This is a genomic window from Pedobacter sp. UYP1 (genome assembly GCF_040547305.1).
Classification (GTDB): Bacteria; Bacteroidota; Bacteroidia; order Sphingobacteriales; family Sphingobacteriaceae; genus Pedobacter.
In genome coordinates, this window is record NZ_JBEPPL010000002.1 from 89619 (window position 1) to 113909 (window position 24291).

At 39.2% G+C, this 24291-nt stretch carries 25 protein-coding genes; 9 read left to right on the forward strand and 16 right to left on the reverse strand.

Annotated elements, in window-relative coordinates; genetic code table 11:
• Window positions 1–90: 90 nt before the first annotated feature.
• Complete coding sequence (aspS, locus tag ABIB30_RS04350; protein ID WP_354299532.1) at window positions 91–1836, forward strand: aspartate--tRNA ligase; 1746 nt, start codon at window positions 91–93, stop codon at window positions 1834–1836.
• A gap of 81 nt (window positions 1837–1917) precedes the next feature.
• On the opposite strand, the gene ABIB30_RS04355 is transcribed toward aspS, so the two are convergent.
• The 7 genes from ABIB30_RS04355 to ABIB30_RS04385 form a co-directional block, all read right to left on the reverse strand.
• Window positions 1918–2448, reverse strand: coding sequence for a TlpA family protein disulfide reductase (locus ABIB30_RS04355; protein WP_354299534.1), 531 nt, complete (start codon window positions 2446–2448; stop codon window positions 1918–1920).
• Window positions 2449–2628: 180 nt separating this feature from the next.
• Window positions 2629–3069, reverse strand: coding sequence for a hypothetical protein (locus ABIB30_RS04360; RefSeq protein WP_354299537.1), 441 nt, complete (start codon window positions 3067–3069; stop codon window positions 2629–2631).
• Window positions 3053–3433, reverse strand: a complete 381-nt coding sequence (locus ABIB30_RS04365) for a phage holin family protein (protein ID WP_354299540.1) — start codon at window positions 3431–3433, stop codon at window positions 3053–3055. Before ABIB30_RS04365 ends, ABIB30_RS04360 begins: the two co-directional genes overlap by 17 nt.
• A gap of 76 nt (window positions 3434–3509) precedes the next feature.
• The gene (locus ABIB30_RS04370; protein WP_068404836.1) at window positions 3510–3776 is read right to left on the reverse strand and encodes a YtxH domain-containing protein; all 267 of its coding nucleotides are present in this window, start codon (window positions 3774–3776) and stop codon (window positions 3510–3512) included.
• Between the two features lie 214 nt (window positions 3777–3990).
• Window positions 3991–5397 carry a sigma-54-dependent transcriptional regulator gene (locus tag ABIB30_RS04375; protein WP_068404834.1) on the reverse strand — a complete coding sequence of 469 codons (1407 nt, stop codon included), beginning with the start codon at window positions 5395–5397 and terminating at the stop codon, window positions 3991–3993.
• A 167-nt stretch (window positions 5398–5564) separates the two neighbouring features.
• Window positions 5565–6347 (reverse strand): enoyl-CoA hydratase/isomerase family protein, encoded by a 783-nt coding sequence (locus ABIB30_RS04380; RefSeq protein WP_354299543.1) that lies wholly within the window; start codon window positions 6345–6347, stop codon window positions 5565–5567.
• A gap of 3 nt (window positions 6348–6350) precedes the next feature.
• The gene (locus ABIB30_RS04385; protein ID WP_354299545.1) at window positions 6351–6770 is read right to left on the reverse strand and encodes a cobalamin B12-binding domain-containing protein; all 420 of its coding nucleotides are present in this window, start codon (window positions 6768–6770) and stop codon (window positions 6351–6353) included.
• A 79-nt stretch (window positions 6771–6849) separates the two neighbouring features.
• Between ABIB30_RS04385 and ABIB30_RS04390 the strand changes: the two genes are divergently transcribed.
• Window positions 6850–8511: a glutamine--tRNA ligase/YqeY domain fusion protein gene (locus ABIB30_RS04390; RefSeq protein WP_354299547.1), complete on the forward strand. Its 1662-nt coding sequence runs from the start codon at window positions 6850–6852 to the stop codon at window positions 8509–8511.
• A gap of 59 nt (window positions 8512–8570) precedes the next feature.
• Here the strand turns inward: ABIB30_RS04390 and ABIB30_RS04395 are convergent, their stop codons facing one another.
• On the reverse strand, window positions 8571–9401 hold the full coding sequence (locus ABIB30_RS04395) for an N-acetylmuramoyl-L-alanine amidase (protein WP_354300776.1): 831 nt from the start codon (window positions 9399–9401) through the stop codon (window positions 8571–8573).
• Window positions 9402–9517: 116 nt separating this feature from the next.
• Between ABIB30_RS04395 and ABIB30_RS04400 the strand changes: the two genes are divergently transcribed.
• The 4 genes from ABIB30_RS04400 (at window position 9518) to ABIB30_RS04415 (ending at window position 12677) form a co-directional block, all read left to right on the forward strand.
• The gene (locus ABIB30_RS04400; RefSeq protein ID WP_354299549.1) at window positions 9518–11209 is read left to right on the forward strand and encodes a DUF8614 domain-containing protein; all 1692 of its coding nucleotides are present in this window, start codon (window positions 9518–9520) and stop codon (window positions 11207–11209) included.
• Window positions 11210–11290: 81 nt separating this feature from the next.
• Window positions 11291–11692 (forward strand): helix-turn-helix domain-containing protein, encoded by a 402-nt coding sequence (locus tag ABIB30_RS04405; protein WP_354299551.1) that lies wholly within the window; start codon window positions 11291–11293, stop codon window positions 11690–11692.
• A complete protein-coding gene (locus tag ABIB30_RS04410) occupies window positions 11674–11829 on the forward strand; it encodes a hypothetical protein (RefSeq protein WP_354299554.1) in 156 nt (51 codons plus the stop codon). Before ABIB30_RS04405 ends, ABIB30_RS04410 begins: the two co-directional genes overlap by 19 nt.
• On the forward strand, window positions 11829–12677 hold the full coding sequence (locus tag ABIB30_RS04415) for an IS3 family transposase (protein WP_354300777.1): 849 nt from the start codon (window positions 11829–11831) through the stop codon (window positions 12675–12677). The genes ABIB30_RS04410 and ABIB30_RS04415 overlap by 1 nt, the downstream gene beginning before the upstream one ends.
• 57 nt (window positions 12678–12734) lie before the next feature.
• Here ABIB30_RS04415 and ABIB30_RS04420 read toward each other — a convergent pair whose 3' ends face one another.
• The 8 genes from ABIB30_RS04420 to gltX all read right to left on the reverse strand — a co-directional run bounded on the left by ABIB30_RS04420 (window position 12735) and on the right by gltX (window position 22080).
• Window positions 12735–13103 (reverse strand): response regulator, encoded by a 369-nt coding sequence (locus ABIB30_RS04420; protein WP_111632832.1) that lies wholly within the window; start codon window positions 13101–13103, stop codon window positions 12735–12737.
• Between the two features lie 13 nt (window positions 13104–13116).
• Entirely contained in the window at window positions 13117–13680 is a 564-nt protein-coding gene (locus ABIB30_RS04425; protein WP_354299558.1) for a chemotaxis protein CheB, read from the reverse strand.
• Window positions 13680–14507 carry a CheR family methyltransferase gene (locus ABIB30_RS04430; RefSeq protein ID WP_354299560.1) on the reverse strand — a complete coding sequence of 276 codons (828 nt, stop codon included), beginning with the start codon at window positions 14505–14507 and terminating at the stop codon, window positions 13680–13682. The genes ABIB30_RS04425 and ABIB30_RS04430 overlap by 1 nt, the downstream gene beginning before the upstream one ends.
• Window positions 14508–14879 carry a response regulator gene (locus tag ABIB30_RS04435; protein WP_068404814.1) on the reverse strand — a complete coding sequence of 124 codons (372 nt, stop codon included), beginning with the start codon at window positions 14877–14879 and terminating at the stop codon, window positions 14508–14510.
• 23 nt (window positions 14880–14902) lie between these two features.
• Window positions 14903–18496: a response regulator gene (locus ABIB30_RS04440; RefSeq protein ID WP_354299563.1), complete on the reverse strand. Its 3594-nt coding sequence runs from the start codon at window positions 18494–18496 to the stop codon at window positions 14903–14905.
• 15 nt (window positions 18497–18511) lie between these two features.
• Window positions 18512–19636 (reverse strand): hybrid sensor histidine kinase/response regulator, encoded by a 1125-nt coding sequence (locus tag ABIB30_RS04445; RefSeq protein WP_354299565.1) that lies wholly within the window; start codon window positions 19634–19636, stop codon window positions 18512–18514.
• A 21-nt stretch (window positions 19637–19657) separates the two neighbouring features.
• The gene (gene ypfJ, locus ABIB30_RS04450) at window positions 19658–20500 is read right to left on the reverse strand and encodes a KPN_02809 family neutral zinc metallopeptidase (protein WP_354299567.1); all 843 of its coding nucleotides are present in this window, start codon (window positions 20498–20500) and stop codon (window positions 19658–19660) included.
• 71 nt (window positions 20501–20571) lie between these two features.
• Window positions 20572–22080: a glutamate--tRNA ligase gene (gene gltX, locus ABIB30_RS04455; RefSeq protein WP_354299569.1), complete on the reverse strand. Its 1509-nt coding sequence runs from the start codon at window positions 22078–22080 to the stop codon at window positions 20572–20574.
• An 89-nt stretch (window positions 22081–22169) separates the two neighbouring features.
• On the opposite strand from gltX, the gene ABIB30_RS04460 reads away from it, so the two are divergent.
• From ABIB30_RS04460 to ABIB30_RS04470, 3 genes are read left to right on the forward strand one after another with little or no spacing between them, the layout of a single operon-like run.
• On the forward strand, window positions 22170–23417 hold the full coding sequence (locus tag ABIB30_RS04460; RefSeq protein ID WP_354299571.1) for a sensor histidine kinase: 1248 nt from the start codon (window positions 22170–22172) through the stop codon (window positions 23415–23417).
• Window positions 23365–23868, forward strand: coding sequence for a DinB family protein (locus tag ABIB30_RS04465; protein WP_354299574.1), 504 nt, complete (start codon window positions 23365–23367; stop codon window positions 23866–23868). Before ABIB30_RS04460 ends, ABIB30_RS04465 begins: the two co-directional genes overlap by 53 nt.
• Window positions 23865–24290, forward strand: coding sequence for a hotdog fold thioesterase (locus tag ABIB30_RS04470; RefSeq protein WP_354299577.1), 426 nt, complete (start codon window positions 23865–23867; stop codon window positions 24288–24290). The genes ABIB30_RS04465 and ABIB30_RS04470 overlap by 4 nt, the downstream gene beginning before the upstream one ends.
• The last annotated feature ends 1 nt before the right edge of the window (window position 24291 follow it).

Consider the following 24291-nt stretch of genomic DNA (forward strand, 5'->3'; position numbering starts at 1 on the left):
AAAAACTTTTGAATATACTTCGTTAAATCAATAACCCTTTGTAATATATGGCTCAAAATGAATATTTTTGCGGCTTAATCCGATGAAAAAATGTTAAGAACAACAACTTGCGGAGCCCTGACGATTGAGAATCTAGGCGAAAGCGTAATTCTGTGCGGTTGGGTACAGAAATCCAGAGACTTGGGAGGAATGACTTTTATTGATATCCGTGATCGTTACGGTATCACCCAATTGGTTTTTAATATGGATGATAACACTCAGCTCTGTGAAAAAGCCCGCAGTTTAGGTCGCGAATTTGTGATCAAGGCCAGCGGACTTGTTGTTGAGCGTTCCAATAAAAACCTTAAGATGCCAACGGGAGAAGTGGAAATAAAAATCACTGATCTTGAAATATTGAATGCTTCAAAGATTCCACCATTCTTAATTGATGATGAAACTGACGGTGGCGATGATTTACGTATGAAATATCGTTACCTGGATCTGAGAAGGAATCCGGTAAGAAATAATATGGTGCTGCGTCATAGAATGGCCCAGTCTGTCAGAAAATACCTGGATGCTTTAGATTTTATCGAGGTAGAAACTCCTGTCTTGATTAAATCAACACCTGAAGGTGCAAGGGACTTTGTAGTACCTAGCCGGATGAATGCTGGTGAATTCTATGCTTTACCACAATCTCCACAAACCTTTAAGCAATTGCTGATGGTTTCTGGCTTTGACAGATACTTCCAGATCGTAAAATGTTTCAGAGATGAAGATTTACGTGCTGACAGACAGCCTGAATTTACTCAGATTGACTGTGAAATGTCCTTTATTGAGCAGGAAGATATTCTGAATACCTTCGAAGGATTGATTCGTACCTTGTTTAAAGAGGTTAAAAACTTCGAATTACCAGAGGTTCCAAGAATGCAATATTCGGATGCTATGCGCTGGTATGGATCTGATAAACCTGATACACGTTTCGAAATGCGCTTTGTTGAATTAAACGAGGTAGTTAAAGGGAAAAACTTCCCAGTATTCGAAAATGCAGAATTAGTAATTGGGATCAATGCAACAGGCTGTGCCCATTATACACGTAAACAGCTGGATGAGCTAACTGATTTCATTAAACGTCCTCAGATTGGTGCTACCGGCCTGATTTATGCAAGACATGGTGAAGATGGTTCAATCAAATCATCAGTTGATAAATTTTATAACGAAGAGGACTTGAAAGGATGGGCTGAAGCACTTCAGACTAAACCTGGCGACTTGATGCTCTTAATGGCGGGAACTAAGGATAAAGTACGTAAACAATTAAGTGAGTTACGTCTTGAAATCGGTTCCAGATTAGGCTTACGTGATAAAAACGTATTCAGTGCTTTATGGGTACTTGATTTCCCTCTTCTAGAGTGGGATGAAGAATCTGAGCGTTACCATGCGATGCACCACCCTTTTACGTCTCCTAAACCAGAAGACATCGCTATGCTGGATACCAACCCTGGCGAAGTAAGAGCAAATGCTTATGATATGGTCGTTAATGGTACTGAAATAGGTGGCGGATCTATTCGTATCCATGACCGTACTTTACAAGCTTTAATGTTCAAACATTTAGGCTTTACGGCTGAAGAAGCTCAGAAACAGTTCGGCTTCCTGATGGATGCTTTTGAATTCGGAGCTCCTCCACATGGTGGTATTGCTTTCGGTTTTGACAGACTTTGTTCCATTTTCGCTGGTTTAGACAGTATCCGTGACGTGATCGCTTTCCCTAAAAACAATTCAGGAAGAGACGTAATGATTGATAGTCCTTCGACAATTGATGAGAAACAATTGAAAGAGCTAAAAATCAAGACCAATTTATAAGGGAGACTTCGGGATCTCATAAATTTCCTGTTCCCTAAACAGCAAAGCCTTTCAGTGAAAACTGAAAGGCTTTGCTGTTTATTATTTACTGCTTTTTGCTTTTTTAAGATGTGCATCGAGCAACTCCACCAATGCCGCAAACTCCTTAGGCTCGTATCCAATAGACTGATAGATAATCTTTCCCTGCTCGTCAACTACTATATTCCTTGGAATAGACTGCAACGCAAACTTTTTGAATATTCCCCGGTCGGCATCAGGCAGAATCGGGAATGTAAACCCCTTCCTCGCTTTAAAAGGAATTAATTTGTCCCAACCCTCCTCACGTCCAAAAACAAAAAAAGCAAAACCAGGATTATCCTTATACTTCTCCCAAATCCTTTTCTGCACCTCCGGAAGCTCCTCATTACAAGGCGGGCACCACGTAGCAAAAAGATTAATTAAAATCAATTTTCCCTTATAATCACTAATAGAAACCATTTTCCCCTTTTGAATCTCAAAATTAAAAACAGGAACAACCTCCCCAACTTTAGTTAAGGTGCCCTCATCCTGCTGCGCAAAAGAAACAAGAGGCAACAGTGCGAACAAAACAATAAAATATTTTAGCTTTCTCATCAGGATATATGTTTATACACAATAATACCAAAATAAAGCCAGTATAAGACACCACACTCCAAACGTAAAATGCCTCTAAAAAAATAAAGCTGTATGGCTTACGAACTACTTCCACTCAAAAGGATGGCTAATGTTCGCAAACCATACAGCCTTATTTTTTTAGCCGTACGATGACTTTATTTAAAAGGACTCACTATCGGGAGGAATCCCGTAATCCACAAACCCTGGCCCTTTTTCCTTTTTCTTTTTCCCTGTAAACAAACCTTTTACGGTATTAAAAATCGCAGAAATATGTTCCGCATCAAGCGTTTTACCCACCTTACTGGTCGCAAGGCCAACTAATGCCCTTGTAATAAATCCTGAACCCTTAAAAAGCGTCCCATTCATTAAAATAGGCAATGCCATAGACATTAGTCTGCTACTGATATTCAGCTTATCATCTACCTTTAAAAATGCAGATGGTGTAGCGTATTTCTTAATCAGGTTACCAAAAGTAAACTGTTTAAAATAAACCTTCACATCATCTTTGATCATTTCTTCCTGCATCTTATAATCAACCTTAAGACTAATTAGTCTGACGTTCAGATCCTGCAGGTTATTAATTTCATACTTTTTGCTCATCTTCCTCGTCCTCCTGTAGTTTTTTAAAATATTTTCTGATCGTGAAGTTGACAATAGCCTTCTCAATGAATTTCTCTTTAGTTACGTATACTATAATCGCTAAAAACAGATAAAGCAGCGCAACGCAACCAAAACCAGCAGTATAACTGGCAAAAAGTGTAGATAAGAACAGCGCAAGTGTAACCGTCCCTAAAATAAAGGCCAGCACAAAGCAAACACCCACAATAGCATTAGTAATCAGGTCAGCAAATACTTTGGCAGACCTTTTAATTAACACCAGCCGTGCATATTCTATCCGGGTATCTACATAGGTTTTAGCCTCTGAAAATAGCTCCTCAATATTCTTTTCTTTCTTCTCCTCCATTGGTAATTAAACTTTAGCTTGTTCTGATCATAAACCTGCAGAACTACTTATAATAACTCATTAATAAGAATATTGTTTAAGCGTGTTCCGCATCATCTACAAATTCTTCTTCAGCTTCATGCAGTTTACTCTTTACAGAACTTACTACTTTATCTTTTAAGCCAGTCAAATGATCAATTTCATCTGCTGCTCTCTCTTTTATCGCATCACCAAGGTCTTTTAATGACTGATTTAAACGATCACGGGTTTCACTTCCTTTTTCAGGCGCAAACAGCAATCCTAATGCTGCACCCGCAGCCAAACCCGTTAATAATCCAATTAATACTTTTGAGTTATCGTTCATGACTTTAATTTTTATGTTTAATAATTGATTTTGTAGCGATGTAATTGATAATAAGGTGATATTATTTGTTATAACTCTTCAGCCCCGGGAATTGTTTTAATCTTTCTGAGAATTTAACAGAATAGAAATTTTCAATGCAGGGTACAAAAAATGAACTAGAGGAAACAATGCACAACACCGTCCTTCAATAAGTTGACACGAAGATTTGAGTTGACTAGGTATCCAGGTTGATTGCCTTCATTTTATTGTAAAGGGTTTTCCTGTCTATATTTAAAATCTTTGCAGCCTTTGTCTTATTAAAGTTCACCTCACGAAGCACCTTCAGGATCGCCTCATATTCTGCTTCTGAAGCTGCATTTTTCAAGTCCCTCGACTTTTCATGATTTCTGTGGATCGTATTTTCTATGGCAGTTACCTTAGCATCTGTAGAAATTTCCAATGGTAGTGCTTTAAGCTGAATTTCATCTGATTCTGTCAGTAAAGTTGCTCTTCGCACCACATTCTTCAGCTCTCTTACATTTCCCGGCCAGTTATAGCTTAAGAAACACTCTTCCACATCCTTAGAAAAGCCCAGTACATTTCTGCCCAGCTCTTCATTCGCGAAGTCAAGGAAGGTCTTTGCAAAGATCATAATATCTTTTCCCCTCATGCTCAATGGCGGAAGGTTGATTGCGAATTCGTTAAAACGATGGTATAAATCTTCTCTGAAACGTCCTCTCTGAATCGCTGTAGCCAGATTTTCGTTCGTTGCCACAATAATACGGACATCAAGGTCAATTTCTTTTGTACTACCGATACGCTTAATTTTTCTTTCCTGAACCGTTCTCAGTAAAGCAGCCTGTAAATCATAGGATAGGTTTCCTACTTCATCCAGAAAAAGTGTACCACCATTAGCCATTTCGAAATGGCCTATTTTCGTATTTAACGCACCTGTGAAAGATCCTTTTTCGTGTCCAAAAAACTCACTTCCTGCCAGTTCTTTTGTTAACGAACCACAATCCATAGCCACAAAAGGGTTATCTCTCCTTGGACTGTTCAAGTGAATAGCTTTTGCTACAGACTCTTTTCCAGTACCACTCTCACCAGTCAGAATTACGCTGTAAGATGTAGGTGCAACCAATTGAATTTGTTTTAACAGTTCTTTTGAAGCCTGACTCTGCCCGGCTACAAAGTTCTCTACCTGGTTATAAACAGGCTTGGAAGTCTTTGCTTTTTGCACCTCAGATCTCACACCTTCGGCTGTAGTGTCATTTAATGCTATCTGTGTATCGATAGCTTTATTTATGGTATTTAAGATTTCATCCGGATATAAAGGTTTCGTAATATAGTCGTAAGCCCCTAATTTAATCAGTTCAACAGCAAGTTTGATATCCGAATAGCCAGTAATAATAATCACACCGGTTTGCGGATAATTCTCTTTAATTTTAATGAGCATTTCCTTTCCATCGGTATCTTCCAGCCTGTAGTCACATAATACAAGGTCATACTGATCTTTACTCAGATAGTCTTGTGCAGAAACGCCACTGGTCGCAGTATTCACACTAAACCCATTTCTGGTTAAGAATTTTGACAGTAATAAACCTATATTAATTTCATCATCTACTATTAGTATTCTTTTCATATCTAGCAACAAATTCTAAACTTATTCGATGATAAATATAAAGAAATATTTTATATGGGAAATATTTTCTACACTTATATATTTATATTCCCCTTAATCGCATACTTATCCCCGGAAACGCTTAATATCGCTTCTCCTCAAAATTTAAACCATTTATAACGAGTTAGTTAGCGCCCTTTGAAATCTGAACGCCTTTTTTCCAGAAAGGCTCCTACGCCCTCTTTAAAGTCTTGTGTACCAAAACATTTACCAAACTCATCCATTTCGACTTCAAAACCGTTTACACCCTCATTTACAGCGGCATTCACCGCTCTGATTGCTGCTGCAATAGCAAGAGGTGCACGTTGTTTAATTTTGTTAAGGATCTCTTCGGCCTTGCCAATCAACTCTGTTTGAGGCACTACATGATTGACCAACCCTATTTTCTCTGCCCTGTCAGCAGTAATCATATCGGCAGTAGTAATCAACTCCGCAGCTCTTCCTTTTCCGACTAATCTGGTTAATCTTTGCGTTCCGCCATAACCAGGAATTAAGCCCAAAGTAACTTCCGGCAAGCCCATTTTTGCAGTATCAGCCGCAACACGAATATGGCAAGCCATAGCAAGTTCCAATCCTCCACCTAGGGCGAATCCATTAATTGCAGCTACAAAAGGTTTTGTACTGTTTTCTATCGCATCAAAAACATTGACTTGCCCACTTCTGGCTAAAGCTTCGCCCTGTTCGGTACTATATGATGAAAATTCTGAGATATCAGCTCCCGCAACAAACGCTTTCTCACCAGCACCAGTCAAAAGTACACCTCTTACCTCTTCTGTTTTTGCAGCAAAAGAAATTACATCTGCCAGTTCAGCAAGCGTTTCCTTATTCAGGGCATTTAACTTGGATTCACGGTTAATCGTTACGTAAAGTATATTTGCTTTAATCTCTGATAATAAGTTCTGATAGCTCATATTTTAAAAATTTCTATTTTCGTTAGCCCATTCACGGATATAGTCGACGATAGTCACCATTGTTGTTCCCGGTGCAAATAATTCCCCCACTCCAATCTCTTTGAGCTTTTCCATATCTGACTCCGGGATTATTCCTCCACCTGTTAATAATACATTGGTTAGCTTCTTTTGTTTCATGAACTCCACAATTTTAGGAAAAACGGTCATATGTGCACCCGATAAGATGGAAACACCGATTGCATCCACATCTTCCTGCAGCGCGGTATTGACCACCATTTCAGGCGTCTGCCGTAAACCGGTATAAATCACTTCCATACCTGCATCACGCAAGGAGGTCGCGATCACTTTCGCTCCGCGGTCATGACCATCAAGGCCAACTTTGGCCACTAAAATACGAATAGGCCTATTTAATGTTTTGCTCATAAATTATACCGATAATCCATCGTAAATGTAAGTAAATTAGCTCTTTTATATTAACTTTGAATATAAATTTACAGTTTTTATGAGTGAGGAAAGATCATTGAACTTTATTGAAGAGATCATTGAAAACGATTTAAATAGTGGAAAATACAAAACTTTAGTTACACGTTTTCCACCTGAACCTAATGGATACTTACATATCGGTCATGCAAAGGCAATCTGCCTGAATTTTGGATTAACCCAGAAATACGGTGGTTATACCAACCTGAGATTTGATGATACAAATCCTGTGACCGAAAAAACCGAATATGTAGATAGCCAGCAGGCAGATATCAGGTGGTTAGGTTTTGAATGGAAACATGAATTATATACTTCAGATTATTTTGATACCCTATATGATTTTGCCGTTAAGTTAATAGAAAATGGTCTTGCTTATGTAGACCATGGTACTGCCGAAGAGATCGCGGCCCTTAAAGGTACGCCAACAGAACCTGGTACTGACAGCCCATACCGCAGCCGCAGTGTTGAAGAAAATCTGGCTTTATTCAGTAGCATGAAAGCTGGTGAACTGGAAGACGGAGCTTGTATCCTGCGTGCTAAAATCGATATGTCAAGCCCTAATATGCTGATGCGTGATCCGATTATTTACCGCATCAAACATGCAGAACATCACCGTACAGGTAATAAATGGTGTATTTATCCAATGTATGACTTTGCACATGGCCAGAGTGACAGTATTGAGGAAATTACACATTCTATCTGTACACTTGAGTATGTGTCTCATCGTGAGTTGTACGACTGGTTTATTGCACAGCTGGGCATCTTCCCTTCACACCAGTACGAGTTTGCACGTTTAAACCTTACTTATACAGTAATGAGTAAACGTAAGCTGTTACAATTAGTAAATGATGGTGTAGTAACCGGATGGGATGATCCGCGCATGCCTACCATCAGCGGCCTTAGAAGAAGAGGTTATACACCAGAAAGTATCCGCGAATTCTGTGAAAGAATCGGAATCGCGAAAAGAGAAAATCTGATTGAACTGAGCTTATTGGAATTCTGCGTCCGGGAGCATTTAAATAAAACAGCGAACCGTGTAATGGCAGTTCTTGATCCTATTAAGTTAGTGATTACAAACTATCCTGAAGGTAAAGAAGAAATCCTGATTGGTGAGAACAACCCTGAAGCTGAAGATAAAGGTGGCTTAAGAGAGATTCCTTTCAGCAATGAACTTTGGATCGAAAGAGAAGATTTCATGGAAGAACCTGCAAAAAAATGGTTCAGACTGGCTCCTGGTGCAATGGTAAGATTAAAGAACGCTTATATTGTGAAATGTGAAGACTTTAAAAAGGATGCAGATGGAAACGTTACTGAAATTCACTGTACCTATATCCCTGAGTCTAAAAGCGGTGAGGATACCAGCGAAATTCATGTGAAAGGAACTATTCACTGGGTGAGCACGAAACATGCTAAAACTGCTGAAATCAGAGTTTATGACCGCTTATTCTCAGTAGAATCTCCTGACAGCGAAGAAGGTGATTTCAAAGACTACCTGCACCCTGACAGCGTAAAAGTTATCAAGGAAGCTTATATAGAGCCTTATCTGGCTGGTGCTGATCTGGAATCAAGATACCAGTTTATCCGTAAGGGATATTATTGCCTGGATAAAGATTCAACAGCAGATCAACTGGTTTTCAATCAAACTGTTGGTTTGAAAGACGCCTGGGCGAAAGCGAAGAAATAAAATCCAAAAAACCCCTGCCCCTTATCAGGTTCAGGGGTTTTTTATGTCCAAAAAGACCGTTAGTATTTTTGATAAAGGTTATATAAGATCATTTTATCACCATCCGTTAACACCGGTGTGATATCTACTTGTACAAAGTGGCGCTTAAAGGCAACAATTGCTGCTGGCAGGTTACTTACATCATAACCAATAATACGCAGAGCGATAGCTGGGTCAAATTCTACAGGGGGAATTTGCAGGACAGCATCGTACCATAAACCAAAACCTCTGTCGGCAAGCTGCTTCCATGGAAATTTATTAGGGTCAATCTTACGCTTGGGTGCAATATCCGAGTGCCCGATAATATTTGAAGTTGGTATATTATATTTTTTCTTTAGTGAGGTTAGCAATGCAATCAGGCTATTCATTTGTGCCTCAGAATAAGGTTCATTTCCATTGTTATCCAATTCAATGCCCAGAGAACAAGAGTTCAGGTCGTATTCATTTCCCCATTTTGCAACACCAGCATGGTTTGCACGCAGATAATCATTGACCATTTGTACTACTTTTCCATCTCTTCCCACAATATAATGTGCGCTGGTTTGTGTTTCTTTTTTGGTGAAAGCTCTGATTGTACCTTCTGTAGAGGTCATTGCCGTATGGTGAATAATAATAAAATTAGGCTTGCGGATACCAAAATTCACAGATCCCACAAAAGACTGCTGGTCAGCCGGAAGCGTCTCAATATTTTGATTAACCGGAGGCATAGCCGTCAGTATATCACCGAAACCTTTAGCTTGGGTTTTATAGATCTTATTTGTCGCTGCATATTTGTTCGTCGAACAAGCCGCAAGGAAAAACAGGGGGATACTTAACAGTAAAATATTTTTACTTAAAGGGATTTGTCTCATCATAGGTAATTATAAACGGTGAAATTACTAATATTTACATAAATGCGTTAGAATACACTAATCTTTATGCCCGGCTTATTATTTTTCCTAATTTAGTTGCGTTATAAAAAATTACCATGAACAAAACTACCAAAGCAGCCTTATTTTTAGCAGGATGCTCGATCATTGCAGGCATAGGATCCTGTACTAATACATCGGGGACCAAAACAGCTACAACCACAACAACAGAGAAACCAAGTACAGCCAAAGACAGCTTACAAGAATACGTACACAACAGGCTGGATATTTATGAAACGGTTAAATTAACAACTAATCTGAATGTACTGAGTGCGAATGAGCGAAAAATACTTCCCCTGCTGATCCAGGCTGCCCAGATTATGGACGAATTGTTCTGGAAACAAGCTTATCCACAGCGTGACAGCCTGCTCGCAGGATTAAAAGATGAAAAAACTAAAGAATTTATTAAGATAAATTATGGCCCATGGGACAGATTAAATGGTGATAAACCATTTATTGCTGGCATTGGAGCTAAACCAGAAGGTGCTTCTTTCTATCCAGCTGGAATGACTAAAACTGAGCTGGAAAAGTCTGACTTAAAAGATAAATTCAATGCATATTCAGTAATTCAAAAGGATTCAACTGGAAAACTGATCAGTGTTCCTTACCATGTAATCTATGCCTCAGAGCTTCAAAGAGCTTCCAGTTTATTAAAACAAGCCGCATTAATGACAGAGGATGCAGGTTTCAAAAAATACCTGAACCTTAGAGCAGATGCATTGATGAATGATAATTTTAACGCGAGTGATTATGCATGGTTAGATATGAAGACTAATATCCTGGACATCATTATCGGCCCTATTGAGAATTACGAAGACAAGATGTTCAATGCACGTACTTCTTATGAAGCTTATGTTTTAGTGAAAGATAAGGTATGGAGCAAGCGTCTGGCAAAATATGTAAGTATGCTGCCTGAATTACAAAAAGGACTTCCGGTAGCTGAGAAATACAAAAAAGAAAAACCAGGTACAGATTCAGAATTAAATGCTTATGATGTTGTTTATTATGCTGGTGACTGTAATTCAGGCTCTAAAACAATCGCAGTTAATTTACCGAATGACGAAGTAATTCAACAGAAAAAAGGGACGCGCAGATCACAGCTGAAAAATGCAATGAAAGCTAAGTTCGATAAGATCCTGGTTCCGATTGCAGCTGAACTGATCGATAAAGATCAACAGCAATATATCAACTTTGATGCTTTCTTTGCCAATGTCATGTTCCACGAAGTAGCACATGGGCTGGGTATTAAAAACACGGTTACTGGTAAGGGTTTTGTAAAAGAAGCGCTAAAAGAACAATCAGGATGGTTAGAAGAAGGAAAAGCAGATATTCTGGGCCTTTATATGGTTACTGGCCTGTTAAAAAAAGGTGAGTTAACTGGTGATATTAAAACCTACTATACCACATTTATGGCTGGCTTGCTACGTTCAGTAAGATTTGGTGCTTCAAGTGCACACGGTAAAGCAAATATGCAATGCTTCAACTTCTTCAAGGAGAAAGGTGCATTTGTAAGAACAGCAAGCGGAACTTATAAAGTAGACTTCACGAAATTCCAGACTGCAATGAATGACCTGAGCAATGTAATCCTTACCCTGCAGGGGAATGGCGACAAGGCTGCAGTAGAGAAAGTACAGAAAACGTATGCAGTGATCAGTCCTGAATTACAAGCAGACCTGGACAGGTTAAGCAAAAAAGGAATCCCGGTTGATGTTATATTCGAACAGGGAGTTGACGTATTAGGCGTAAAATAAGTTTATCTCCTATAAAAAAGGCCGTCATGCTCAAAGTATGGCCATGCCCCAAAAAGTTAGACACTTTTTGGGGTATTTTTTATGAGTAGAAAACAGAAATACGATTATCAATTTAAACTCGATTTAGTCAACAAGGTAATGAGAGAAGAAAATTGTGTACATGGACTTTCCAAACTGCATGGATTGGCTAAATCACAGTTACAATTTTGGTGTAAACTCCATGGACATCACGGAGAAAAAGGACTGGAAAACATGGTGGTTAAAAGGTATACCGCAGATGAAAAACTTGAAATCATTCGGTATTATCAGGCAAGCGGATTATCTTTGATTGACACCTGTGCGATTTTCATGGTTGCCTCTTTTTCAACGCTCTATCAATGGATTGTTAAGTTTGAACAGGGTGGTTATCAAGTTCTGGTAGATAAACGTGGTGATCATTTCAAAAAGGAGAAAACTGCAAAAGGATGGTTAATAAAAAAGTAATCCCCGGAATCAACGATTCTATGACTGATTTAGAGCGGTTAACCATCGAAAATGAATATTTACGAGCAGAAGTAGCTTATCTAAAAAAGTTGGAAGCCTTAGCTCAAAGCAAGCAAGTCAAAAAGAAAAAGCCGTAATAGTTACGGAGTTAAGGCGCTTACACAAACTGGAATATCTTTTACATCTTGCTGAGCTGGCAAGAAGCAGCTACTATTATCATCGGCATAGTAGTGCTTTTTTAGCTAAGCATATAGACTTGGTAAAAGAGGTTAAAACACTGTATCAAAGACATTTTGGGAGATATGGCTATCGAAGAATAACGTTAGCTCTTAGAAAAGAATTAAACATCCCTGTAAACTTTAAAACCATTGCTAAAATCATGAAGCAGATAGGTTTGAAGAGTAAGATAAGGGGCAAAAAATATAAGCCTTATAAAGGGGAAATTGGCAAAGCCGCGGATAATATATTACAGCGGGATTTTACTGCTGACAAGCCTAATGTAAAGTGGGCCACTGATATAACTGAGTTTAAAGTAAAAGGGAAAAAGCTATACCTGTCGCCAATAATTGATCTGTTTAATGGGGAGATTATAAGCTATAACTTATCTACATCGCCTAACTATGGGCAGATTTTGGATATGCTCAATAAAGGTTTCAGGAAAATCAAAAACCATGAAAAACCAATTCTTCATTCTGATCAGGGTTGGCAGTACAGGCTAGAGAAGTATAAGAAAAAACTAAAAGATAAACAGATAATGCAAAGTATGTCCAGAAAAGGAAACTGCCTGGATAACGCTATAATTGAGAACTTTTTTGGAGTGCTTAAATCAGAATTATTTTATCTAAATGAATATAACTCGGTATCACAATTACATTCTGAGATTAGAAAGTATATTAAATATTATAATAGGGATCGAGTAAGGCTTAATTTAAATGGAATGAGTCCGGTGGAATACCGAACTCATTACCTTAAAAACATTGCATAACTTCGTCCAACTTTTTGGGGTCAGTCTAGTATGACGGCCTTTTTTATTCAAAGAAGTTTAGGCAGGAAGGTGTTTCAAAATGATATTCTCCAATTCCTGAATATCGAAAGGTTTTGAAAGATAACCATCTGCACCCGCCTCATCTGCCAGAGACATTACATCATTGTTGGCAGAAAAATAGATAACCGGAATATTCTTTAGTTTCTCATCACTTTTTAGCGCTCTGGTGGCATCAATACCACCCACGTCAGGTAACCAGTTATCCATAAAGATAATATCCGGAATATAGGCCATAACCTGTTCTATGATATTATTCGAAGTAGAAGAGGTTTTGATTTCGTAACCTGCATCTTCCAGAATAAATGTACATAATTCAAGTATGTCGGTATTATCGTCAAAAATGAATACTTTTTTTTGCTCGGCCATTTAACAGTATAGATTAGGACAACAAATTTATGAATTCTGTCATATCTTCAATGCGTAAAGTGTAATCTATTTTAGCATGAATTGCAGCTTGCTGCGGCATGTAAGAAACCTGGGCTGTAGCAGGGTCCTGAATTGCAGTAATTCCACCCCAGGCTTTTACACTGATCAACCCGTTAACCCCGTCAGAATTGGACCCTGAGAGCAATAAACACACTAATTTAGTTCTGTAAACTTCAGCAGCTGTTTGAAAGGTAGCGTCTATTGCCGGGCGGGAATAATTTATTTTTTCTGAATAATCGAGTGAAAAACTTTTGTCTTTTTCGATCAATGTATGATAATCTGACGGCGCAACATAAATTGTGCCCGCCAGTATAGGTTCTTTTTCATCAATTTCTTTCACAATCAGGCTGGTTCTTCCTGAAAGTAATTCTGGTAGCAGCGAGTCTGCTCCATGTTTTCTGTGCACTACAATAATAATAGGAAAACTAAGCGCAGGGCTAAGTCCTGGCAGCACTTTTAACAGTACATCCAGGCTTCCGGCTGAGCCTCCTATAATTAATGCCTCACAATCTTTCATTAACCTACTTTCCTCCAGATTTTTTCTGCGGGAACCCGCTTATAGTTTTTTGAAAGCGGAGAAAAATCAAGTGTCTCCTTACTTCCTAATGCAAGATAACCAAGACCTTCCAGGCTTTCGTCAAAAAGATTTAAAACTTTATGTTGTAAATCCCGGTCAAAGTAAATCAGGACATTACGACACAAAATTAGCTGAAATTCATTGAAAGAGTGATCAGAAACCAGATTATGTGTAGAAAAAATCAATCTGCTTTTTAAATCCTCGCTGAACTTCGCCAGAGAGTAGTTCGCAGTATAGTAACTCGAAAAATCTTTCGCACCACCCGATAAAATATAATTCTCTGAATATTGTTTCATTTGACTCATCGCAAACATTCCCTGCGCAGCCTTTTCCAGCACTACAGGATTTAAATCTGTTGCGTAAATTAATGATTTGTGCAATAAATTCAGCTCTTTCAGAATAATAGAAATAGAATAGGCCTCCTCGCCTGTTGAACAACCAGCCAGCCAAATTCTTATAAAGGGATAAGTTCCAAGCTTAGGAAGTACAACATCCCTTAAAGTCTTGAAAAAACCCGGATCCCTGAACATCTCGGTCACATTAACCGTGATCTGTTCTACAAACCTTTTAAAATAAGTGGTATCATTATTTATAGTATACCGGAACTCTGCAAAACTTACCTGCTTATCCAGAGAATACAATCTGAGTATTCTCCTTTTAATAGACGCTTTGGAATAACCTGTAAAATCATATCCGTAATGTTCCAGCAAATCTGCCAGCAAGATTTCAACTTGCTCGTCAGTAATTACAGATAATTCCTGGCTCATCTAAATATATTTAACTAATAAATCGGTTAAGCTGTCTACATTAATTGGCTTAGATACATAACCAACTGCGCCCGCATTCAGGCAGCGTTCTTTATCTCCAAGCATCGCCTGCGCTGTAACAGCAATGACAGGGATTTCTTTTAATTCAGGATCTTTACTCATGATAGCCATCGCTTCATAACCGTCCATTCCTGGCATCATCATGTCCATTAATACCACTGCAATATCTTTTTGTTCTTCCAGCAATTGTAAACCTTCCTCACCACCAATGGCCGAAATGCACTGATAACCTTTAGATTTTAACACTGCTTTTAAAGCAAAGATATTCCTGTTATCGTCATCTATTATTAATACTTTTCTATTCTTTTCCATATCTTAAAAGACGGTGGTTTTTTTTAATTTTTATCATAAAGCCATACACGCAATAACGAAATTAGCTGGTCTACATCGACTGGCTTGGAGATATAGTCAGATGCACCCGCAGCGATACATTTTTCTCTATCTCCCATCATTGCTTTCGCTGTAACAGCCAAAATAGGCAAATGTTTAAATGCGCTTATTTTTCTGATTTCTTTAGTACTTTCATATCCGTCCATCTCCGGCATCATCATGTCCATCAGGACAAGATCTATCGATGGATTCTCTTTAAGTAATTGCAGCGCTTCTTTTCCGTCAGTAGCGGCCAATACTTTCATCTTATGTTGTTCCAATGCTTTAGTCAGAGAAAAAATATTCCTGACATCGTCATCGGCAATTAATACCGTCTTATTGTGCAGCACTTCATATAAGCCACCCAAAGTTTCCGTTGCCTTCTTTGCTTTGCTTTCTGCCGACTTTTCTTCTACCAGGTGCAGGAATAGACCGGCTTCATCCAGGATACGCTGATAAGAGTGCGCCGTTTTTACAACAATAGAATCTGCATACTGCTTAATTCTGCGTTCTTCGCCCTGAGATAGATTTTTTCCCGTAAAAATAATGATAGGAAGGTTCTCTAGCCCTTCACTCTTTTTAATCGTTTCTAAAGTCAGGTAAGCATTTTTATCCGGAATACCCATATCCAGAATTACACAGTCCACCTCTTTGCGCTGTAGCGCATCGACACTCTGTGCCACATTATTTACGACCTCTGTTTGTATAGCATGGTTGCTTAAGAAATAGCTTAATGCTTTTGCATGCTGTTGATTTTCTTCCACAATCAATACCTTTTTAGGATGACGGCTTAATGCATATTCAAGCTTTTGGAAAATCTGCTGCATATGCTCTAATGCGACCGGCTTATTGATAAAATCAACAGCTCCTTTCAACAAGCTTTCCTTTTTCACTTCCAGAGAAGACATAATATGTACAGGAATAGGCCTTGTTGCCGGATTCGCTTTCAATTCTTCCATGACCTGCCATCCATCTTTTACTGGTAGTTGTATATCCAGCAAAATCGCTAAGGGCTTAAAGTGGTTAGCCAGCTCTATACCAATATCACCTCTTACCGCAACGACTCCTTTGTAATTTCTTTTACGGGTAAAAGTTAACAATGCTTTGGCAAAAGAAGTATCATCCTCAATAATCAGGATAACTTTATCTCCTTTGACAATATTTGCACGATCATCTTCAATTTCCTGCGGAATATGATCTACTGTAAAGCGTTCAGGTAATGCTATTCCTGATGATTCAACAACCTCAACATCACTGTAATCATAGGTTGCATGAATTTCTTCTTCGAGTTCGGCCGCAATACCATCTAAAGGTAAAGTAAGGATGAACGTACTGCCTGCATTTTCCGCACTCGTTAATTCTATTTCACCACCTAATAACTTAGCCAGCTCTCTGCTGATTGAAAGTCCAAGCCCTGTTCCGCCAAACTTCCTTCTGGTAGACCCATCGGCCTGCTGAAAAGCTTCAAAAACTAATCCTTGTTTAGCTGCGGGAATACCAATTCCCGTATCCGTTACTTTGAAGATCATTGCATTATTTGCCTGATCGCTATGGATAGTCAAGATTACACTTCCCTTAGCTGTAAACTTGATCGCATTGGACAATAAGTTCTTTAAAATCTGTTCCAAACGCATTTTATCGGTATGAAGCGTTGACAACTCGCTATCCTGTTCGATTTTGAATTCCAGATTCTTGTTTTTTGCTATCGGGTTGAATAAAGAACGCATATCTGAAGACACTTCATTCAGACTGATATCCGCCAGTTCCAATTTCATCTTCCCTGCTTCGATTTTAGAGAGATCAAGGATTTCGTCAATCAAACCAAGCAGGCCTTGCCCTGAACTCTGAATAACCTCAGCATATTCGATATATTCCGGATCCAGTTCTTCATTATCAGACATTAATTTAGACAGCAGCAGAATCGAATTCAGCGGTGTCCTTAACTCATGAGACATATTCGCCAGGAACTCTGATTTATATTTCGTGCTTTGTTCCAGCTGTTCAGATTTCTGCTGAATCTCCACATTGTGCTCATGGATCATCTGATTTTTCTCCTCCAGCAAGGTTGTTCTTTCTTCCAGCTCCTGGTTACTTTGTAAAAGCTCTTCCTGTTGTACCCGGAGTTCTTCTTCTGAGGTCTGTATTTTTTGAGTCTGTGCTTCCAATTCGGCATTCAGACCTTCAAGTTCACTGTGCTGCGCCTGTAATTCTTCTGCCTGCGCTTGCGTTTCTTCCAGGAATTCTTGTAGTTTTTTACGGTTTTGTGCCACATGGACAGCTACACCAATATTGGTTGCGATGTTATTGAAAAAGTCAAGCTGCAATTGGCTGAAAGTATTCAAAGAGCCAAATTCCATTACACCAACAATAATATTATCCCTGATTATAGGTACTGCAACAATATTTTTAGGTTTTGTATTTCCAGCTGCATAACTAATGGTTAGCTCTCCATCAGGAATATCATTCAGCAAAATCTGTTTGCCAGATTTTAATACCTGACCAACAAGCCCTTCCCCCTCTTTCAGCGTTTTTTTCTGCTGATCTGCCAGCAAGGCATAACTTCCTGCCATATGCAGCTCGCGGTCATTTTCTAAAAGATAAAAAGCTGCTACCTGAGCGCTGGTGTGCTGAATAATATTTTCTAAAATATCGTTGGCCAGCGTTTCTACGTTTTTCTCGCCAACCATTTTGTCGTTCAGGTTCGCAATACCAGACTGTAACCATTCTTTATCAGCCAGTAAAGAGAAAGAATATTGTAACGATTCAGCCATTGAATTGAGAGATACTGCCAATCTTCCCAAGCCATCTTCTGAAACTTCATCCAGTCTGATCTGGTAATTTCCACTGGATATCTGAGCAGCTATTTCCTGTATGACCTGGATCCGGTGATCAACTTCTTTATTCGTTTCTTCCAGTTCTTCTTGTAATTTGATTCTAGCGTCGAAATCAGTTGACACTCTCCGGTAAAAGAAGATGGTAATTAAGATAGCCAGGATTGCAGCCAGAATAATTAAAATTGGTGTAAAATCAGCTAATCTACCTTGACTTGCAGTACGTTTAGCCAGTAAACTCTGTTCTTCGGTCTGCATTGTTTTAACGACCATTCTGGCCTTGTCCATATATGCCTTACCAGTAAGCAAATCTCCAATACTGACAGACCCACCTTTTCTTTTGATCGCAATAGTTTTCTCAAGTACACCTAAACGCCCGTCAATAATTTCTCTCAGTTTCTCAATGTTCGCCTGCTGTGCGGCATTATCTTTGGTTTGGTGCTGCAGGGTATCCAGCAAGCGGATTGCTTCAGCTTTGGCTCCATTATAAGGTTCAAGAAAGACTTCTTCGCCAGTTAGCAAAAAGCCCCTCTGACCAGTTTCAGCATCTTTCAAAGTAGATATAACATTGTCAGTATGCCTGATCACTGCATTACTATGAGAAACCAGGTCTGAATTTTTAATCAGGTTACTGATACTTACATAAGAAGCAAAAGAACTGATAAAAAGCAATAATAAAGACAACCCTAATCCAAAGCGAAGGTTATTTTTCAATGTTTTCTTGATCATAAAAAGGAAATATTTTTAAGCTGTCTCCGTTGTTGAAATTAAAGGGATATTAAAGTAAAACTCAGACCCCTCTCCTAGAATACTATTTACACCTACTGTGCCTCCATGTCTTTCGATAATTTCGGCAGAAATATACAAACCAATTCCCAAACCCTGGAAATGGATCGATGTTTCCTCTACCCGGTAAAATTTATCAAAAACATTCTTTTGCTGTTCTGGTTCGATTCCTATACCGAAATCTCTAACTGCCACAGTTACCCGGTCCTCTGCAACTGTTATATTAATATGAACTTCAGTTGTTCCGGGAGCATATTTAATAGCATTGGTCAAAAAATTCACTATGACCTGCTCAATGCGCATTTCATCCGCAAAAATCTCCGTAGGAACGTGTCCTGTTTTTATAATAGTAAATTCAGGATTAGATTGGTGGATGACTTCCAGAATATTATCCAGAAGGATATTCAGGTTGAAATATTGTTTATTGAATTTCAGTTTTCCACTCTCAATTTTAGAAATATCAAGTAAATCAGCTATCAGGTCGCTCAGCTTATCCAATTGCAGCTGCGCCTTTTTTAAATGCTTTTTTACCGTCGGGATATCTCCTTTATCGACACTTCTTTCCAATAATTGCACATAGCCCTTCACACTGGTCAAAGGGGTTTTTAACTCATGACTGGCAATACTGATAAATTCATCTTTTTTTCTTTCAGCCCTTTTCCTGAATTCTATTTCTTCGAGCAGGGTTTTCTGAATTTCTATAAGTTTCCTGCTTTGCTCATAAATCCTGTAAAAGGTTTTCACTTTTAAGAGCAGGATATTGATATCCACAGGTTTAGTAATATAATCCAATCCGCCAGAAGAATAGCCTTTCGTGATAAAGCTGAGCTCAGTATTTGCGGCTGATAAAAAGATGATCGCTGTTTCTTTAGCCTTACTGTATCCCGCAATGGCTTCTGCAACTTCGAAACCGTCCATTCCGGGCATCTGAACATCTAATATGATTAATACATAAGCCGTTTTGAGTACTTTTTTCAAAGCTTCTTCTCCCGAGGAAGCTGTATCGACTTCAAAATTGTGTCTTTCGAGAACTTTTTTTAGTGAGATCAGATTCTCTGGTGTATCGTCTACAATTAGGATCATTATGATAAATAAATAATAATTTTAAAGCTGATTACTAGTAAAGGTATCTCCCTGGTTGATATCCCCGGTATCAAATCCTTTTTTGAACCAGTACATTCTTTGAGCTGAAGTGCCATGTGTAAAAGCATCAGGAACAACCTGTCCGCTGGATTGTTGTTGTAGTTTATCATCACCAATTGCATTTGCAGCAGTTAGTGCCTCTTCTAAATCTCCGGGATCTAATTCAAAATCCTTAAGTTTTTGTGCATGATTGGCCCAAAGACCAGCAAAAAAGTCGGCCTGTAATTCCAGTTTGACAGAAAGTTTATTGTATTCTGTTTTGGATAACGAACCACCTGCGCGTTCCAATTTCTCCGATATTCCTAATAAGTTTTGTACGTGATGGCCAACTTCATGTGCTACAACGTAAGCCTGTGCAAAATCCCCTGCTGCACCAAAGCGGTCTTTTAAGTCTGTATAGAAACCAAGGTCAATATAAACTTTATGATCTCCGGGGCAATAAAAGGGACCTACCGCGGCATCTGCACGACCACAGGCAGACTCTACACTTCCTGTAAATACCTGGAGTTTAGGATGCTCATAAGTTTTGCCCATTTTACTAAACTCTTCATCCCAGACCTGCTCTGTAGATTCCAGTACTCCGCTCACAAATTTCAGCTCAGGGTCAGTATTTGACCCTTGTTTAACTTCCACCTGCTGGGTTTCGCCCAAAGGTAATTGTGAAACCAGACCGGTAAGGTCAGTGCCAAAAAACAAGCCGACCAGCACGACAATCAGGCCAATACCACCGCCTAACAACGTTTTTCCTCCAGAGGAACCCCTTGCGTCTTCTATATTATCACTACCCTTACCGAACCATTTCATATTTTTTGCGTTAATCAGTTATAACAAATATTAAGGTCAATTGTTGTCTTGAATTTAAATAATTCCAGAACTTATCCAAATGCCGTCAAAGCAGCCAAAATCCGGCTCTTAGTGCTTTCAGCGCCTAAAGTTACTGCAATGTCGAAAACACCAGGACCAAATTTTCCACCAACCAGCATAATCCGGAATGGCAGCATCAATTCTCCTGGCTTCAGGCTATGTTCCCCAGCTAAAGCCTTAAATTTATCTTCAAGTTCTAAAGCAGTTAATCCATCTTCAAGCATAGGAATATATGCTGTAAAGAATGCTGCTTTTTCAGCTGTCCATTTACTTTGTACAGCCGGCAGATCGTATGCCACAGGTGCATTAAAGAAATACTCACTTTGCGCAACAAAATCAGTTAACAAGTTACACCTGTCTTTGATCAGCTCAATCACTTTTAAGGCAAAAGCATCATCTGACCAAGTGAATTCTTTTGCAGCAAACTCTTGCTTAACGGTTTCCAGCAAGCCGGCAGCATCAGTTTTTTTGATCCATTCATGATTATACCATTTAGCTTTCTCAAAGTCAAATTTAGCTCCTGCTTTACTGATTCTTTCTACAGAAAACTTTTCAATCAGTTCAGCCATAGTGAAAAGCTCCTGATCAGTTCCGTCATTCCAGCCTAACATCGCCAGCAAGTTTACAAAAGCTTCAGGCATAAAACCAAGCTCTTTGAAACCTTTGGTCATATCTCCGGTTTTAGGATCTGTCCAGTTCTGAGCATAAACAGGGAAACCTAAACGGTCACCATCACGTTTACTTAATTTACCATTTCCGTCTGGTTTTAAGATAAGCGGTAAATGTGCCCAGTTTGGCATTTCAGCTTCCCAGCCCAGGTATTTCCATAATAAAATATGAACTGGTGCTGAAGGTAACCATTCTTCACCTCTAAAAATATGACTGATTTCCATTGCTTTATCATCAGCTACAACAGCAAGGTGATACGTAGGCATTCCATCAGCTTTTAAAAGCACTTTATCATCTACAAGATTGGTTTCAAAAGTAACCAGCCCGCGGATCATATCTATAAAAGACACCTGTTCATCTGCCGGCATTTTAATGCGGACAACATGTGGCGTATTATTTTTCAAAAGAACATCAACCTCTTCATCAGAAAGAGTTAACGAATTTCTCATACTCATTCTGGAAGACAGCCCGTATAGAAAATTAGGAATCTCTTTACGTTTAGCATCTAATTCTTCAGGAGTATCAAAAGCATAATATGCAAAGCCATCAGCAATCAACTGATCAGCGTATTGCTTGTAAGTTGGTTTACGTTCACTCTGACGGTAAGGTGCAAATTCACCACCAACCTGCGGACTTTCATCAGGATGAATGCCACACCAGGCCAGACATGAAGCGATATATTCCTCTGCTCCGGCTACGAAACGGGTTTGATCCGTATCTTCCACACGTAATACAAATGTACCATTGTATTTTTTGGCGAATAAATAATTAAATAAAGCCGTGCGTACACCGCCTAAATGAAGGCCCCCTGTCGGACTGGGCGCAAATCTTACTCTAACTTTCTTTTCCATATTATGAATCACAAAGATATATTTTTTAAGCGCTTACCGTTCTATTGATATCTTTTTGAATGCTATTTTGTATTTTGCCTGCATATTCTATGAATCCCTACGAAAAAAAACGCCGCTGGAAGTTCTTCCTCCTTATTTTTGCGATTGTAATTGGAACCGCATCGGTGTTCTACAGTGACTTTTTCGTTAAAAAGATGGAGCGCGAAGAACAAGTGCAGTTTCAGCTTTATGTAAAAGTAACCGAGCAGTCTTTAGTCATGTATGACGATGACCGCTTTACCGATCTGATTGAAACGATTACCAAAAACACGAAACTCCCGGTAATTATGACCGATGGAGATGGCCTGATCAATTCCTATCAGGGCCTGGACTCTGCAAAGACCAACTATGGTGTGGAAAAACAATACAAGAAAACATACGATCCTGCCTATTTTGAAAGGGAGCTGAGGCAAATGAAACTGCAGCATCCGGGTACGCCAATTATCGGTCTGGATGGTAAAATATGGCACATTTATCATAAAGACTCTTTTATTTTAACGCAATTACGCTATTTCCCGTTTATTCAGCTTGGTGTAATTGGCCTGTTCTTACTGACGGCCTATGTAGCCTTCAGTTCTGCCAGACGTTCTGAGCAAGATCAGGTGTGGGTAGGGATGGCAAAGGAAACAGCCCATCAGCTGGGAACGCCTATTTCTTCACTCATGGCCTGGATAGAGCTGATGAAATCTCGTTTTAACGCTGAAGATGACCCATTGATTGCTGAAATGGAGAATGATCTCAAAAGACTGGAAGTGATTACAGACCGTTTTTCCAAGATTGGCTCGAAACCCGTACTGGAAGATCATGTCGTTTATTCTGTGATCAGTAATTTCATCCAGTATTTCCAGTTAAGGACTTCTGACAAAGTAATTTTCACCATTACCGGCGACGATCAGGTACGTGCCATGCTCAACATCCCATTGTTTGACTGGGTGACGGAGAATCTGCTCAAAAACGCAGCAAATGCCATTGAGAATGAAGGACACATTACGGTCAATATTATTGAGCATCTGGCCAAAGAAGAAGTATTCATAGACATTACAGATACAGGAAAAGGTATTCCGAGATCTAAATTTGATGCCGTTTTCCAACCGGGTTATACCACAAGGAAAAGAGGCTGGGGATTGGGACTATCCCTAACCAAAAGAATTGTAGAGAACTATCATAGTGGTCAGATCTTCGTCAAAGACTCTGAATTAGGCAAAGGAACCACATTTCGCATCATCCTAAAAAGCAGTATTAAATATGAACCGACCTCAACCAAACGAATACCCGGCATGGGCATTGACTTACATTGAAAAAGTTAATAGTGATATTATTGAACTCCTGGAACGTCAGGCTGATGAGTTTGCTGATTTCTTAAGCACATTGACCGCAAAGGCTGATTATGCTTATGCAGCAGGTAAATGGACGCTGAAAGAGATGGCAGGACATATTATTGATACCGAAAGAATTTTAGTTTACCGCTTAACTTGTTTTTCCCGCCTGGAGCAAACTGCTTTACCGGGTTTTGAGGAAGATGATTATGTAGCACATGCACACTTTTCTGACCGGGACCTGACCAGCTTTGCAGAAGAATTCAGATTGCTGAGAAAAGCGAACCTATATTTGTTTAAATCTTTAAATGAACACGACCTTAAACGCAGCGGAACAGCTTCCGAAAGACAAATCTCTGTTCGTGCTTTACTTTATGTGATCGCCGGACATTTAATGCACCACACACAAATCATTAACGAAAGATACTTATGATCTGGTTTACCGAATTTACCCCGCAGCAGCTTAATGACAGACCCAAAAACCATTTAGGAGGACTCTTAGGCATACAATTTACAGCAATTGGTGAGAATTCGGTAACTGCAACCATGCCAGTAGATGAACGTACGCATCAGCCTGCAGGAATATTGCATGGCGGGGCTTCTGTAGTACTTGCAGAGACCCTGGGCAGTATTGCTTCTTTCATGTGTATAGATCCTGAATTGTACCAGGCCGTAGGGCTTGAAATCAACGCCAATCATTTACGTCCGGTTAAAAGTGGAAAAGTTACCGGAATTTGTACTGTTATCCATAAAGGGGCGAAAACACATATCTGGGATATCAAGATTTACGATGACAGGGGAAAAATGAATTGTATCAGCCGTTTGACAGTTGCTATCATCCCTAAAACAAGATAAT